Source organism: Variovorax sp. J31P207 (assembly GCF_030316965.1).
Classification (GTDB): Bacteria; Pseudomonadota; Gammaproteobacteria; order Burkholderiales; family Burkholderiaceae_C; genus Variovorax; species Variovorax ginsengisoli_B.
Genome location: NZ_JASZYN010000017.1, coordinates 74113 through 86873 on the forward strand (window position 1 = coordinate 74113; position 12761 = coordinate 86873).

The 12761-nt window shown below is 62.4% G+C and carries 11 protein-coding genes and 1 pseudogene; 1 reads left to right on the forward strand and 11 read right to left on the reverse strand.

Annotation, left to right across the window (positions count from 1 at the left end; all coding sequences use genetic code 11):
• Positions 1-8: 8 nt before the first annotated feature.
• The 8 genes and pseudogenes from QTI68_RS34995 to QTI68_RS35030 all read right to left on the reverse strand — a co-directional run bounded on the left by QTI68_RS34995 (position 9) and on the right by QTI68_RS35030 (position 8648).
• On the reverse strand, positions 9-638 hold the full coding sequence (locus QTI68_RS34995) for a hypothetical protein (protein WP_286528558.1): 630 nt from the start codon (positions 636-638) through the stop codon (positions 9-11).
• Between the two features lie 111 nt (positions 639-749).
• Positions 750-2099: a Dyp-type peroxidase gene (locus QTI68_RS35000; RefSeq protein ID WP_286528560.1), complete on the reverse strand. Its 1350-nt coding sequence runs from the start codon at positions 2097-2099 to the stop codon at positions 750-752.
• An 11-nt stretch (positions 2100-2110) separates the two neighbouring features.
• Positions 2111-2554: a DUF6841 family protein gene (locus QTI68_RS35005; RefSeq protein WP_286528561.1), complete on the reverse strand. Its 444-nt coding sequence runs from the start codon at positions 2552-2554 to the stop codon at positions 2111-2113.
• Positions 2551-3603 carry an NAD(P)-dependent alcohol dehydrogenase gene (locus QTI68_RS35010; protein ID WP_286528563.1) on the reverse strand — a complete coding sequence of 351 codons (1053 nt, stop codon included), beginning with the start codon at positions 3601-3603 and terminating at the stop codon, positions 2551-2553. Before QTI68_RS35010 ends, QTI68_RS35005 begins: the two co-directional genes overlap by 4 nt.
• A gap of 48 nt (positions 3604-3651) precedes the next feature.
• Entirely contained in the window at positions 3652-3888 is a 237-nt protein-coding gene (locus QTI68_RS40400; RefSeq protein WP_503011791.1) for a hypothetical protein, read from the reverse strand.
• A gap of 1362 nt (positions 3889-5250) precedes the next feature.
• A complete protein-coding gene (locus QTI68_RS35020; protein ID WP_286528678.1) occupies positions 5251-6801 on the reverse strand; it encodes an arylsulfatase in 1551 nt (516 codons plus the stop codon).
• Between the two features lie 235 nt (positions 6802-7036).
• Positions 7037-7123 (reverse strand): annotated as a pseudogene (locus tag QTI68_RS35025) (DNA-binding protein); the annotation flags it as partial.
• Between the two features lie 508 nt (positions 7124-7631).
• Entirely contained in the window at positions 7632-8648 is a 1017-nt protein-coding gene (locus QTI68_RS35030; RefSeq protein ID WP_286528568.1) for an IS110 family RNA-guided transposase, read from the reverse strand.
• Positions 8649-9443: 795 nt separating this feature from the next.
• On the opposite strand from QTI68_RS35030, the gene QTI68_RS35035 reads away from it, so the two are divergent.
• A complete protein-coding gene (locus QTI68_RS35035; protein ID WP_286528570.1) occupies positions 9444-9677 on the forward strand; it encodes a hypothetical protein in 234 nt (77 codons plus the stop codon).
• Positions 9678-9688: 11 nt separating this feature from the next.
• Here QTI68_RS35035 and QTI68_RS35040 read toward each other — a convergent pair whose 3' ends face one another.
• Genes QTI68_RS35040 through QTI68_RS35050 form a run of 3 tightly spaced genes read right to left on the reverse strand, consistent with a single transcriptional unit; the run spans position 9689 to position 12744 of the window.
• Positions 9689-10354 (reverse strand): nitroreductase, encoded by a 666-nt coding sequence (locus QTI68_RS35040; protein ID WP_286528681.1) that lies wholly within the window; start codon positions 10352-10354, stop codon positions 9689-9691.
• A gap of 20 nt (positions 10355-10374) precedes the next feature.
• Positions 10375-11928, reverse strand: a complete 1554-nt coding sequence (locus tag QTI68_RS35045; RefSeq protein ID WP_286528572.1) for a class I adenylate-forming enzyme family protein — start codon at positions 11926-11928, stop codon at positions 10375-10377.
• 39 nt (positions 11929-11967) lie between these two features.
• Positions 11968-12744, reverse strand: coding sequence for an SDR family NAD(P)-dependent oxidoreductase (locus QTI68_RS35050; protein ID WP_286528573.1), 777 nt, complete (start codon positions 12742-12744; stop codon positions 11968-11970).
• Positions 12745-12761: the final 17 nt, after the last annotated feature.

Consider the following 12761-nt stretch of genomic DNA (forward strand, 5'->3'; position numbering starts at 1 on the left):
GTTTCAACTCAACTGCTGATCTTGTCGAGAAACTCGTCCAGCGCCTCGCCGACGCGCTTGAGTCGGCGGATGTCCCGCACCGTGAGATCCGGATGCGCGACATACCAACCTGCTGCCGGTACCTGGTGCCTGGCGATCCAGTCCTTCACAGCCTGGCCGCTGTGAATCCCCGGCCAGCCTTCGAAAGCGGTGAAGAGGACGTCCATCTGGGCAGGGATCTTCGCCGCGAAGTCCTCGATGTAGGGATCCCAGTCGCCGTCGTACGCAGTGGCGAAGAGCAATTTCGTGTCGTCTTCCAGGAACACGAAGCGCATGTCGTGGACGGTGCCAACCCTGTCCGTGTCGCTGAAGTCGCCGTTGCGCAAGTCCAGGATCGCGCGCAGCCGCTGCGCGCCGCCGGGTGCGAATGGGGCGATGACGAGCAGCTCCGAAACCTTGCCCTGGCGGGTGCCGATCCGGCCGGCGGATGACATCCGCGTCAGCGGCTCGCGCGCTTCAGTCAGTTGCTGGATCTGGGCCTCCAGGGCACTTTTCCCCAACTCCGGGGCGGTTGCAAAGAGCTCGCGCAGCCGCTCGAACTTCTTCTCGAAACCCGGATCCTGTTGCGATTCGGTCAGTGCCTGTGATTGCGTTGTCATGGTTGCATTTCCTTTAGATCAGTGATGTTGCCAAGGTAAATGTTCGGTTCCCCGAACGTCGATGATGTTCGGGCGAACCGAACGTCAATTCTGTTTTAGTGCCGCTAAGACTCAGGCACTGGATGAGCCAAGATTCGCGAGCCAGCGCAGAGCACGCAGGCCGGGCATGAAGCAGTATTCGCCTCCGCGGACGGCAACGAACTGCGGCAGCCCTTGAAGGCGGCGACGGACGGGACGTTCAGGGATGGTGAACATTCCTGCACCTTCGCTATTGCCCACTACCGGGTCCTGCTCCGCTCCGTGACCGATGAAGTTGCCGTCAGTCATCCATTGCGATTGCACGAATTCGAATTGCCGCTTCAGGTGTGCGCCGATCAACAGGAAAACACCGCCGCGCTCGGCGCCGTCATCCTCCAGGACACCTTCCGGCAGAGGAGGGCCGTAGTTCGTCCCTCGTCGCAGAAAGTGGTGCAGATTTACAGCAACGAGTTCGTTCTTCAGAGCATCGCGGGGATTCACGCGCCGAATGTGCGCACTGAAAGGGCACTTCAAGCCTTGCATGTCATCTGCATAGCTGAAAACGTCATTGCGCTGCGCATCTGCGCCCAGCGTGGCATCGTCCCGCTCGGGAGCAAGAACCAGCGGCGCACCACTACGCCATCTGCCGACCATCTTCGCGGCGATCAACTCTTGTTCTTCGGCCGATGCGGCGTGCTCACTCAGATACTTTCGAAAATCGGTGACTCGGGTGTGGAACTTCCGAAAGGCAACGAATGTACCGTTACGTCGTAACTCCTCGGGCTGTGGACTTGTCGCTGTCTCACCCACTTCGTCCGGATAACCGAGGACGAACTCCCCGGCCTTGAGCGAAGGTCCATAGCCTGGATGCGCGCGAGCGCCACTGCCTTCGACGTGGGGGTTGTGGAGTCCATCCTTGAACCCGAACGGATTGCGTCCGCCGGGCAGCTCACTGAACTTCAAGCGATAAACAACCGAGACTCCAGGCAGGTCCAGATGGCTCTGTCTCGCCAACTCCAGCACCCTCTCGAGGCTTTGGTCGTCTTTCGAATAGATCGCCAGCGCAACGTGCGTGTCCGCCGTGCCGAACGGATATTCCCAGTTGGCTGGCGCGTTGCCCCCGACGTCATTCAGAACCGCTGCCCGTGCCGCCATCCCTTCACGGAATTCCTGAGGGAAGCTGTCCAGTGACGCCTGGGGGACCCCCAGCGCCCTGAGACCTTGATAGGTGAATGCGATGCCCAACCAACCGGCGAGCGTGGGTACCCACCAGTCATCCGCCGGCGCCACATGGGGAATGATGCGGCGGAGCATTTCACGACCCTGCGCCGCATCGTCGATGCGAAGGATCACGTACTCTCCTTTGTACGGGGAGGGGCGCGGGCGCAGGACCGTCGCCTGTATGTCGCTCACTTCGAGCGTGGGGGGATCTGTTGCCGACATGGTGGCTCCATTCATTCCGATGCGTTGACGGCCGACGTGATGCGCCATCCGCTTGTTGTTAGAGTCAAGAGGTAGATGACGCCAAACCGTGCCATCAGCGCTCCCGCGCCATCGCGGCGCAACCACAGCGCATCGACCAGAGCCGCCCGGGGGTTGAGTACGCAGATCTGACATTTATCGAGCGCGGATCCCGCGAAGCCCGCGCGACGTAGCCGATCGATCTCGCCACCCATGCCATCCGCGCCCGTGATCGCGGCGCTGTCATTCATGACCATGTGGAATGTCGAACCGATGAACCTGAGGGGTGCGCCATAGAACTCGAGCAGCACATTCACATCCGAGCGCTTCCCAATGGCCAGCTCCACAAAGGTCGCACCGTAACGCTGGAAGAATTCACGAATCTGCGAAGTGATCGCGACTTCGCCTGGTACCGAGATGGCGGACTGAGTCTTCATGACATTTGCCCCACCGCTTCGGGAATACAGACCGCTCTACCGCGCAGTTTTCCGTCCGCAAGATCGCGGTACGCGTCTGCAACGTGGCTCAGCGGATAACGATCCACGATCGTCTCGATTCTTCCGATCCGGGCCAGATCAATGATCTCTCGCAGGTTCAGCGTGCCCCCATTAAGGCTGGTAGTGAGTTGAGCACCCCACGGTACTTCATGCAGTCCAAAAGGAATGGTCTTCAGCGCCGCCCCGACGAGAGTCAAGCGACCAAGTCTCGCAAGTGCAGCAACTCCGGTCTTGAGCGTACTTTCTGCACCAACACAATCGAGTACGAAACTCGCACCGGCGCCGGACGTGATGTCCCGTATCTGTTCCGCGGTGCTTGTGTCACTGGAAAGCGCAATGTCTGCACCGTGTGCCTTGGCAAGTTCCAGATGCGCCTTGTCATTGTCCACCGCGATGACTCGCGCACCGCTGAGAGTCCTAAGGAATTGAACACCCAGCAATCCAAGGCCGCCGACGCCAATCACCACGGCGGTGGAACCGGGCACAAGCGCTGGCAGGGCCGGCTTGATCGCGGTATATGTGGTGAGGCCGGCATCGGTCAGTGGTGCGGCAAGGACGGGGTCGAAATCACCCATGGGAACCACGAAACGCGCTTCGACCAGGACGTACTCTGCGAGTCCACCATCGAATCCCACGCCGGCGCCGATCAAGCGCGAAATGTAGTAGCAGAAGTTTTCTTCACCGCGCCGGCATGCGGGACAGTGCCCACAACTCCCCCACACGGGAACGACCGCAACCGGCTCCCCTCTCTTGAATCCGACGACACCCTGGCCGGTCTGCGCGACCCAGCCGGCAATCTCATGACCTAGCGTTAGCGGAGGCGGGGTATCGAGCCACTCGGCCCTGGTGCGCTTCATCAAGCCCAAGTCGGTATGACAGAGTCCACAGCCCCCCACCTTCACAAGAAGTTGGCCCGGACCGGGCGATGGTCTTGGTACGTCTTCGAGCCGCGGGGGTTCTTGGGCCTGGACAAGGCGATAGGCAATCATCTATTCATCCTTAATGTTGGTTCTCTGATGCACACTTCCTGCGGACCTCTAACCCAGGCCGCCATACTGCTGCGGGAACTGGAGACCACGCCATCCAACGTCTCGGTACTGCGCGCAGGCTTCCTTCAAGCCGCGCGGCGTGAATACGCTGCCGTCTTCGTGGCGCACGTCGAACGGATTGATGGACATCTTGACTTTCGCGAGGACGACGCCGGAACCGTCGGCCTTCGCGCGACCGTTAACATTGGCGTCGACGGAACGTTTCACGGGAGCGAAATATTTCATGTGTGCATCCTCAGTGATGATGATGTTGCTCGCGACTTTCGATTCGTCGCGCGATGAAAGCGGGTGCGTTCCCGTCGGACCCGTCGGGACGGACGGAAAACGCACGGCGCTCGGCAAGGTCGAGGACGAAAGAATGACTGGCTGTTCATGGCAGGCTCACTGTCAGTTGCAATGACTGCAGTTTCTCGCCGGCCCCCGGAATTCCACAGCGGACGGCGGACAGAAAATTGACGCTAGAGGCCAACGCACCTGTGTCGTTAACTCGCGCAGCGGCCGGTCGGCACGAAACGCCGACTCATAGAGCGGGGCAAGGTCATGGGCGACGGCCTTGACGCGCCCACGCTCGACAGCGGCTTCACCGTACACATCGGGATCGGTGATCAGGCTCAACTGGTCCGCACGAACGGAATGAATCTGTGTAGCTGACCGAAGAAGGTCGGTTGAAGGTCGAAGCGTTGGCAGCAAAGTGCTTTGCGACGAAACCGAAGCCGTAGGCACCGGGCGTTGTCTGCTTCAAGGCGTCAAATTTGAAACCTGCTGCGCCCGCTATGGGCCCCAGAGCGCTGGTTCGCGACATTCGAAAGCAGCCGCTCATGCGCGACTTCGTCCTGGTCCTCCGTTGCCGGCCGATATCCGACGCTGGCGACACCGGCGACGGTCAAGGTCCAAAGTAGACCGGCCGTTCGTCAGGAAAAGTCCCAAGGGACGGTCTCGGCGACCGCTGCCAGTTCGGCAGCCAATTCCGAAGGCCAACACACAGTATGACCGGGAGTTCGTGTCATCCAGATTCGGCGCCGCGACGCGTCCACATGACCCAGCGCTGGGCCCAAGGTTCGGGCGGTCGAGTCGTGACGGCAGGCGCGATCTCCTCCGACCATTTCGGCGCGGGAGGATCCCATTCGCACAACTACGTCACAGGGCCGGTCGCCGCGAGCGCGCTGCGATTCAACATCGGTGCAAAGGCAGCCAGCCTGCTCGTAACCATGACCTTGCGGGTTTCGAACGGAGGTCAGAGCTCATGCCTCGAGCAGCCCGTCTAGGCATCGTGGCGGGAGTGCATCCAGCGCGCCGGTCGTAAGACGCAGCCCATACCTGACGCTCAATTGGTGGCACGACGATTCCGACACCAGCATGCATTCAATGCGTTCCAACTCTGCGACTACTATCTGAATGACCGCTACGAGGCGAAGCTCGGCGTCAACGCCGACCCCGGAAGAGGCTAGAACGCATGGGGCAACGTTGGCTACCTGGGAGGCGGCCAGAGCCACAACGCAACGACGGCTTCGACTCGGCGCAAAGTAGGACAGGCGCGGTCCGCGCGAGTGATCAGGTAGCTCCCTGAGCGCCTAAAACAAGCCAGTATCAATGCCCGCTCGTGACCTGACTCAGCTTTTCAAGTGCCTGGTCGAGCGTAAAACTGGCCGCCTTCTGTCGTGGCGGAAACTCCTTGAATGAATCGAGGAATGGCTGGACTACAGCCATTCCGAGGTTCAACTGCGGAACATGATCGATCAACCAGTCATAGTAGGTATTCGACGTGATGTCGGCCTTTTCGTACGGGTCGGTCCTCAGGTTGAACAGCTTCGGCAGGCGCAATGGAACGAAGGGCTCGGCCCACACCCGCAACGTGCCCGGGGCGCGCTGCTCCATGAAGACGATCTTCCAGTTGCCCGCGCGCAAGGCGACCAGGCTGCCGTCGTCGTCAAAATAGACAAGCCCCTTCCGCGGGCTCCTGACACCCTCCTTCGTCAGGAAGTCGAGCAGGTTGTAGCCGTCGATGTGGACCTTGAAAGTCTTGTCGCCGGCCTTATATCCCTTTTTGAGCTTCTCAACGATGTCGGGCTCGCCGGCCATCGCAAGGAAGGTCGGAAGCCAGTCGTGGTGCTGGACGATGTCGTTGACGACCACGCCCGCGGGAATTTGGCCGGGCCAGCGTGCGACAAGCGGAATGCGGAAGGCGCCTTCCCAGTTGGTGTCCTTCTCGCTCCGGAAGGGCGTCATCGCACCGTCCGGCCAGGAGTTCATGTGCGGGCCGTTGTCGGTCGAGTAGATCACCATCGTTTCCTCGGCGATGCCGAGTTCGTCGAGCAAGTCCAGCAGCGTGCCGACGTTCTTGTCGTGGTCGATCATCGTGTCGTGGTAGGGCGACTGGTCCTCTCCCGCCTGGCCGATGCTCTCCGGCTTGGTGTGGGTACGCAGGTGCATATGAGTGAAGCAGCTCCACACGAAGAAGGGCTTGCCGGCCTTGTGCTGGCGCCTGATGAAGTCGCACGCCGCGTCAGCGAACTCGTCGTCGCAGGTCTCCATGCGCTTCTTGGTCAGCGGCCCTGTGTCCTCGATCTTCTGCTTGCCGACGTTGCCCCATCGCGGCTGCTCGGTCGGGTCGTCCTTGTCGATGGCCCAGGAACGCAGCACGCCGCGCGGGCCGAAATTCTCGAAGAAGCGCGGATCCTTGGGATAGTGCGGCAGTTCCGGTTCTTCCTCGGCGTTGAGGTGGTAGAGGTTGCCGAAGAATTCGTCGAATCCGTGCACGGTCGGAATGAACTTGTTCAAATCGCCGAGATGGTTCTTGCCGAACTGCCCGGTGGCATAGCCCTGTGCCTTGAGCAGTTCCGCGATGGTCGCATCCTCGGCCTGCAGTCCGATCGGTGAGCCGGGAATTCCTACCTTGGAGAGCCCGGTGCGATAGACGCTCTGGCCGGTGATGAAGGAAGAGCGCCCAGCCGTACACGATTGCTCGCCGTAGGCGTCGGTGAACTTCATGCCCTCCTTCGCGATGCGGTCGATGTTCGGGGTGCGATAGCCCATGAGGCCATCGGTATAGCAACTCAGGTTCGAGATGCCGATGTCATCGCCCCAGATGACGAGGATATTGGGCTGCTTGCCTTTGGCGGGCTGCTTGTTCTTTGCCATCAAACTCTCCTTTGCGGTAGGGGCCTTCGGGCTGTAAGACCAACCGATCAGGCTACCCCTTGTTCTGGGGCGACGCAAGGCGCGCGTTCGGTCAAACAGACGCTTACGTCTACCCTGGCGTGGAGAGCATTCGATGACAGCGATCCCTGGCTTTGCAGGTATGAAACGGGACATCCCCTAAGTCTGCAACGGGCTCTCTTCGTCAGATCTCGACCTGCAGAAGCGGCACGCCGTCCAAGTGCTGGCGCACGCGCTCGATGGTCGGCTTGAGCCCTCGACCAAGCAACGCGTCGGCCGCCTCGACCACCTCCTCCAGCTGCACACCGCGCGGCCCTCACCGCCGAACCGGCATTCGACATTCGAACGCCGTGACGCCCATGGTGCCAAGATTCATCGACAGCCTCCGATTGGGGTCTACAAGGGCTTCCCTACAAATGGGGGCGAGTTTTCGTGCTGCGCCTAAGTGGCCGGCAAATGCTCCGCGTCGACGATGCCCTTCAGGAAGATCGCCTCGGGACTGAGCTTCGCGTCGCGATGTGCCGCCAGCGCGGCGCGGCAAACGTAGTTTGAAAAAACAAGGGGCGGACTGCGGGTCTACAAACGGTCATCGATGCAGCGCGTGTCTGGGCTGCGGACCCTGATGAAAGACGCGCGTGGGGGCCTCATTCGATAATCGAGGTCGGCCATTGCCGCCTCCACCCCAATCTCAGGCACACCCCACGCAGGTCCAACCTTGCTTCATCACTGTAAGCCGTCAAGCGGCGGTGGAATCGGTTCGGTCAGTTCATGCGCTTCTCGTTTCGAGCGGTTTGAGTTGGCTGCCCACAGGCTCATGCTGGCATCGCGAATTGTTCTCCTCGAGCCAACACGGCCCAGGCCATGCGCGCATTCTTGGCTGCGATGGCGACGATCGCTCGCCAATAGCCGCGCCGCGCCGCCAGCGCTACGGCCCATCGGCTGACTACATCGGTCTTGCTCAGGGCTGAGTTGAGAACCGCTCGCGCGCCCAAAACCAGCAGCGATCGGATGTACGGGTCGCCTGCCTTTGTGATGTGGCCCAGTCGGGACTTGCCGCCCGAGCTGTATTGACCGGGGACCAAGCCGAGCCAGGCTGCGAACTGACGACCACACTTGAACTCATGGCCGTTGCCGATCATCGCTACAAGTGCGGTGCCAGTGGTGGGGCCAACGCCGCTCAACTGCATGAGTTGCCGAACCCGAGTGTCTTCGCGCGCCATCTTCGCGATGTGCCGGTCGTAGAGCGCAATCCGCTCGTCCAGCCGCATCAACTCGCTGAGTAGATCGCCGATGGCGGTGTTGCTCCACCCGGGCAGATCCTCTAGGCAGGCTGCGGCTTGACGACGCACAGTCGACGCCTTCAGCGGCAGCACGACACCGAACTCACTGAGCAGGCCGCGGATCCGGTTGATGGTTGCCGTGCGCTGTTCGATGAACCCCTGGCGCACGCGATGCACACTCAGTTGCGATTGCTGCTCGAGGCTCTTGATCGGCACGAATCTCATGTTGGGCCGCTGCACCGCTTCGCAGATCGCCGCCGCGTCGGCGGCGTCATTCTTGCCACGCTTGCCAGACAGGCGATACGGACTGACGAACTTCGGTGCCATCAGGCGCACCGTGTGACCGTGGGCAATGAACTGGCGCGCCCAGTGGTGCGCGCCGGAGCACGCTTCCATTCCGATCACGCAGGGCGGCAGCGACACGATCAATTCGAGCAACCTGGCTCGCGCTACGTTCGGACGCACCAGCTCGGGCTTGCCGGCTGCATTCACTGCGTGCACGGCGAAAACGGCCTTGGCGAGATCGATGCCGACATACAAAATAGCCATGGACTTCCCCTTCCGAGTGAGTTGATGGAACTTCGCAATCCCATCGTGGCACTTTGTTGCCGGCAGCCGCAACACGCAGCGGCTTAATCGGGACGGGGAAGTCCCTTCCATTCGATAGCGCGGATTATGGTGCCCTACTGCAGCAAATGCGTTAGACATCCCATGTATTGCTCGCAAATCATACGAGTAAGCCGGGCCGGACGCACTTGGCGACCCGCGGCTTGGCAGACCTTGGCCGAAATGAGCACTGGCAGCGACGGCCCGGCGAGAGTTACGCGGCTTCGACATCGGAGACCGACGGCGCACTGGTGGGTGACGTCCCCCACGAAGCTCGTCGGCTCGTCGGCCACCAGCCCCTGCTATACAAACGGCCACCAAGTAGAGGCTGGAGGCCGCAACTTGGTTCGGCTTCGATCTGCTGCCACCCAAGCCCATGCGAACGATCTGATGCTGACAGCCAGCGAGGCGGTAGCCGTTGGCTAACTGTGCATAGGCCCGGCATCGCAGGTGTGCACAACGACGTCCCTTTCGGGCAACGCAGTTGCACTTCGCACTGATTGCGACCTTGCGCACGTACACAACAATCGACCCCTGGCAGAGCACGCTCCCTGCGCTCCAATCGGCAAGTCCTTGCGAAGCACCGTTGCCGTTTGCACTGGCCTCACTCACAGCGACCCATAGGACCACCGATGCTCTCGAACGAACGACTGATTCCACCGCTGATTGCTGCGCTCTGCATCGCCGGTTGCGCCTCCGCCCCCCTTCATCGATCAGATGCAGCCCGAAGCTATCTCCATGGCGAAGCGCCGTGCGCAGTTCGAATTGAACTGCCCGACGTCCACCGCCGAGGTTCTGTCGCGAGAGACAATTCAACCGCTGGTCCGAACCCTCCGCTTCCAGGGCACCGTTCGGGCCGAGTACACCATCGGGATCTCTGGTTGCGGACAACGTACGACCTTTGTCGTGATCTGCCCGGAGAACGGTTCAAGCTGTTTTCCGGCAGGTTCGCGCGTCGGCATCCTGCAGTAGCCGAAACCTTTTCAGAGGACGGCTGAGAACCCTCGGTAGTGCGCTATCGAATCCACCGGCTCGCGCACGGGGGTCCACCGGTTCTCGGGCGCATCGGGGTCGGCGTGGCCGAGCGCCATACCGCACACCACCATGAGATGCGGCGGAATTTCGAGCAACTCAGTGAGCAGCTTCGGCACCATCGCCCAGGCCATCTGGGGGCAAGTGTCGAGGCCGCGGGCACGGGCCGAGAGCATCACGTTCTGGAGAAACATGCCGTAGTCGACCCAGCTGCTCTGCGCAAGCCGCCTGTCGATGGTGAAAATCAGTCCTACAGGCGCATCGAAGAAGGCGAAATTGCGCGCATGCTGACGCTGCATCGCAGCCTTGTCGCCGCGCTCGATGCCCAGAGAGGCATACAGCGCCAGGCCGTTGCGGCGCCGGCGCCCCAGGTAGGGCTCGACCCATTCGGCCGGGTAGATGTCGTACTCGCTCGCATGCAGCCCGCTTTCGTGATGGAAGGCATGCTGCGCCCGATCGCACAGACGCTGCCTTTCGTCGCCCGCCAGCGCAATCACCTGCCAGGGCTGGATGTTGGTGCCGCTGGGCGCGCAGGCCGCCAGCGCGAGGATTTCGGCCACCGTGGTTTGCGGCACCGGTGTCGGCAGAAAGGCGCGCACCGAACGCCGGCCGCGCATGACGGCATCGACCTGCGCGCTCAGACCGATCGCCACTGGTCACCCCAGAACTTAGCGCGCACGTCCTTCTTGAGCAGCTTGCCGACCGCGCTGCGCGGCAACGCGTCCCAGAACTCGACCGTCTTGGGCGCCTTCGCGCTCCCGAGCTGCGCCTTGCAGATGGCGATGAGCTCGGCCTCTTCCAGCGTCTGGCCGGGCTTGAGTTGCACCACGGCCTTGACCGCTTCGCCCCACTTTTCGTCGGGCACGCCGACCACGATGCAGTCGAGCACCGCGGGATGGTCCTGGATCGCCTTCTCGATCTCCACGGGATAGATGTTGAAGCCACCCGAGACGATCATGTCCTTGATGCGGTCGACGATGGTCACGAAGCCGCGCTCGTCCACCACGCCGACATCGCTGGTGTGGTGCCAGCCGAAGGTCGAGACCGCGGCAGTCTCCTCGGGCTTCTTGTAGTAGCCCTGCATCGCCATCGAGGAGCGCACCACGATCTCGCCGCGCTCGCCGGCAGGCAGCAGGTTGCCCTCGGTGTCCATGATGCCCACCCGCACCACGCCAACCGGCTTGCCAGCCGCGCGCACCGCCGCCTCGTCGAAGCTGCCATCGTCGTTGAGGTAGTCGGAGGGCCGCTTGACGAGAATCGGGATTAGTGTCTCGGTCTGGCCGAAGCCTTCGTACATGATCGGGCCGAACACGCGCACGGCTTCCTTGAACTTCTCGGGCGCAATCGGCGCCGCACCGACGATGAAGCAGCGCAGCGACGAAAAGTCCGTGGTCTTCACGCGCGGATGCGCGAGCAGCGCATAGACCGCAGTCGGCGGCAGGAACAGGTGCGAGACTTTTTCCTTCTCGATGGCGTTGAAGACCGCATCGGCATCGAAGCCCGGCAGGATGATCGTCGCGCAGCCGCGCGCGGCGAAGCCCAGCACGATCAGGCCGGCCGCATGCGTCAGAGGCGCGATCACGAGATGGCGCGACTCGGACGTGGCCGTGAATTCGGTCGCCAGCGCGAGGCCCATCATCTCGAGCGTGCGGTGCGTGTGAACCGCGCCCTTCGACGGCCCCGTGGTGCCGCCGGTGGGCTGAAGGAAGGCGACGGTGCCGGGCTGCTCGCACACGTTGCGGAACGGCGTCCAGCAGTCGGCCAGCCAATCCTGCATCGACATGCCATGCTCGGAAGGGCCGTCGATGCAGACATAGAGCCGCGCCTTCGAGAGCCTGGTCTTGAGCACCGGCACGAAACTGGCGAACTGGCTGTGGAAGAAGACGATGTCGGCATCGAAGTACTCGAGCACATCGGCATTGGTCTCGATCGTGTTCTTGATGTGCACGGAGAGCCAGGCCATGTCGGCCAGGTTGATGCCCAGGTGCAGCAGCGTGACCCGATAGTCGTTGGGGGCGTAGATCGCCACGTGCGTGCCGCAGCCCGCTGCCTTCTCGCGCACCAGCGCATGGGCGATGGCGTGTGCCGTGCGCTGCGCCTCGGCGAAGTCGATGCGGGTCTGGCCATCGACAAAGGCCAGGTTGTTCGGGTACTGCGCCGCGGCGCCGTCGAAGTAGTCGGCGATTCTCATGGTATGTCTCTCGTTCTTTGGTCTTGGAAGGGGCGGTGCTCAGCGCGCTCGCAGGCGCGCCGCGCCGTCGAGGCGGATGGTCTCGGCGTTCACGTAGGCGTTCTCGATGATGAAGGCGCAGCAATGGGCGAACTCGCGCATGTCGCCGAGGCGGCGAGGCGCCTCCATCTGCTCCTTGAGCGAATCGAGCACCTTGGCGTCGAGGCTCGCGACCATGGCGGTCAGGAACAGGCCCGGCGCGATCGCATTGACCCGCACCCCGATGGCGCCGAGCTCTCGCGCCGCTGGCATGTTCATGCCGATGATCGCGGCCTTCGATGCCGCATAGGCCGTCTGTCCGACCTGGCCCTCGTAGGCGGCGCCGGACGAGACGTTGATCACCACACCGCGCTCCTCGCCGACCTCGGCCTCGTTCTTCGCCATCTGTTCGGCGCACTTCGACATCACGTTGAAGACGCCGTTGATGTTGACGGCGGTGGCCTGCGCGAAGCGCGCCAGCGGTGCCGCCTTGCCCTCCTTGCCGAGCAGCTTGAAGCCGGTCGGGATCGCGGCGCCGTTGATGCACACGTGGATGGCGCCGAAGCGCCGCATCACCGCGTCCACCGCGGCCTGCACCGATTCCTCGCTGGCCACGTCGGTCTGCACGAACAGGGCGTGCTCGGCACCGAGCTCGGCCACCGCCCGCTGACCGGCTTCGAGGTTGAGGTCGAGGATGGCGACGCGGGCGCCCTTCTCCTTGACCAGGTAGCCGGCGGTCGCCAGGCCCAGGCCCGAGGCGCCGCCCGTGATCACGATGGTCTTGTCCTTGATGCGCATGATGAGTGGTTCCGTGA

Bases quoted from the DNA above. Each gene is read 5' to 3' on its own strand.
- QTI68_RS35020 (WP_286528678.1), bottom strand. From the start codon at position 6,801: ATGGCAAAGAACAAGCAGCCCGCCAAAGGCAAGCAGCCCAATATCCTC.
- QTI68_RS35000 (WP_286528560.1), bottom strand. From the start codon at position 2,099: ATGTCGGCAACAGATCCCCCCACGCTCGAAGTGAGCGACATACAGGCG.
- QTI68_RS40400 (WP_503011791.1), bottom strand. From the start codon at position 3,888: ATGAAATATTTCGCTCCCGTGAAACGTTCCGTCGACGCCAATGTTAAC.
- QTI68_RS35030 (WP_286528568.1), bottom strand. From the start codon at position 8,648: ATGGCTATTTTGTATGTCGGCATCGATCTCGCCAAGGCCGTTTTCGCC.
- QTI68_RS35005 (WP_286528561.1), bottom strand. From the start codon at position 2,554: ATGAAGACTCAGTCCGCCATCTCGGTACCAGGCGAAGTCGCGATCACT.
- QTI68_RS34995 (WP_286528558.1), bottom strand. From the start codon at position 638: ATGACAACGCAATCACAGGCACTGACCGAATCGCAACAGGATCCGGGT.
- QTI68_RS35040 (WP_286528681.1), bottom strand. From the start codon at position 10,354: ATGCGCGGCCGGCGTTCGGTGCGCGCCTTTCTGCCGACACCGGTGCCG.
- QTI68_RS35045 (WP_286528572.1), bottom strand. From the start codon at position 11,928: ATGAGAATCGCCGACTACTTCGACGGCGCCGCGGCGCAGTACCCGAAC.
- QTI68_RS35050 (WP_286528573.1), bottom strand. From the start codon at position 12,744: ATGCGCATCAAGGACAAGACCATCGTGATCACGGGCGGCGCCTCGGGC.
- QTI68_RS35010 (WP_286528563.1), bottom strand. From the start codon at position 3,603: ATGATTGCCTATCGCCTTGTCCAGGCCCAAGAACCCCCGCGGCTCGAA.
- QTI68_RS35035 (WP_286528570.1), top strand. From the start codon at position 9,444: ATGGCGAAGCGCCGTGCGCAGTTCGAATTGAACTGCCCGACGTCCACC.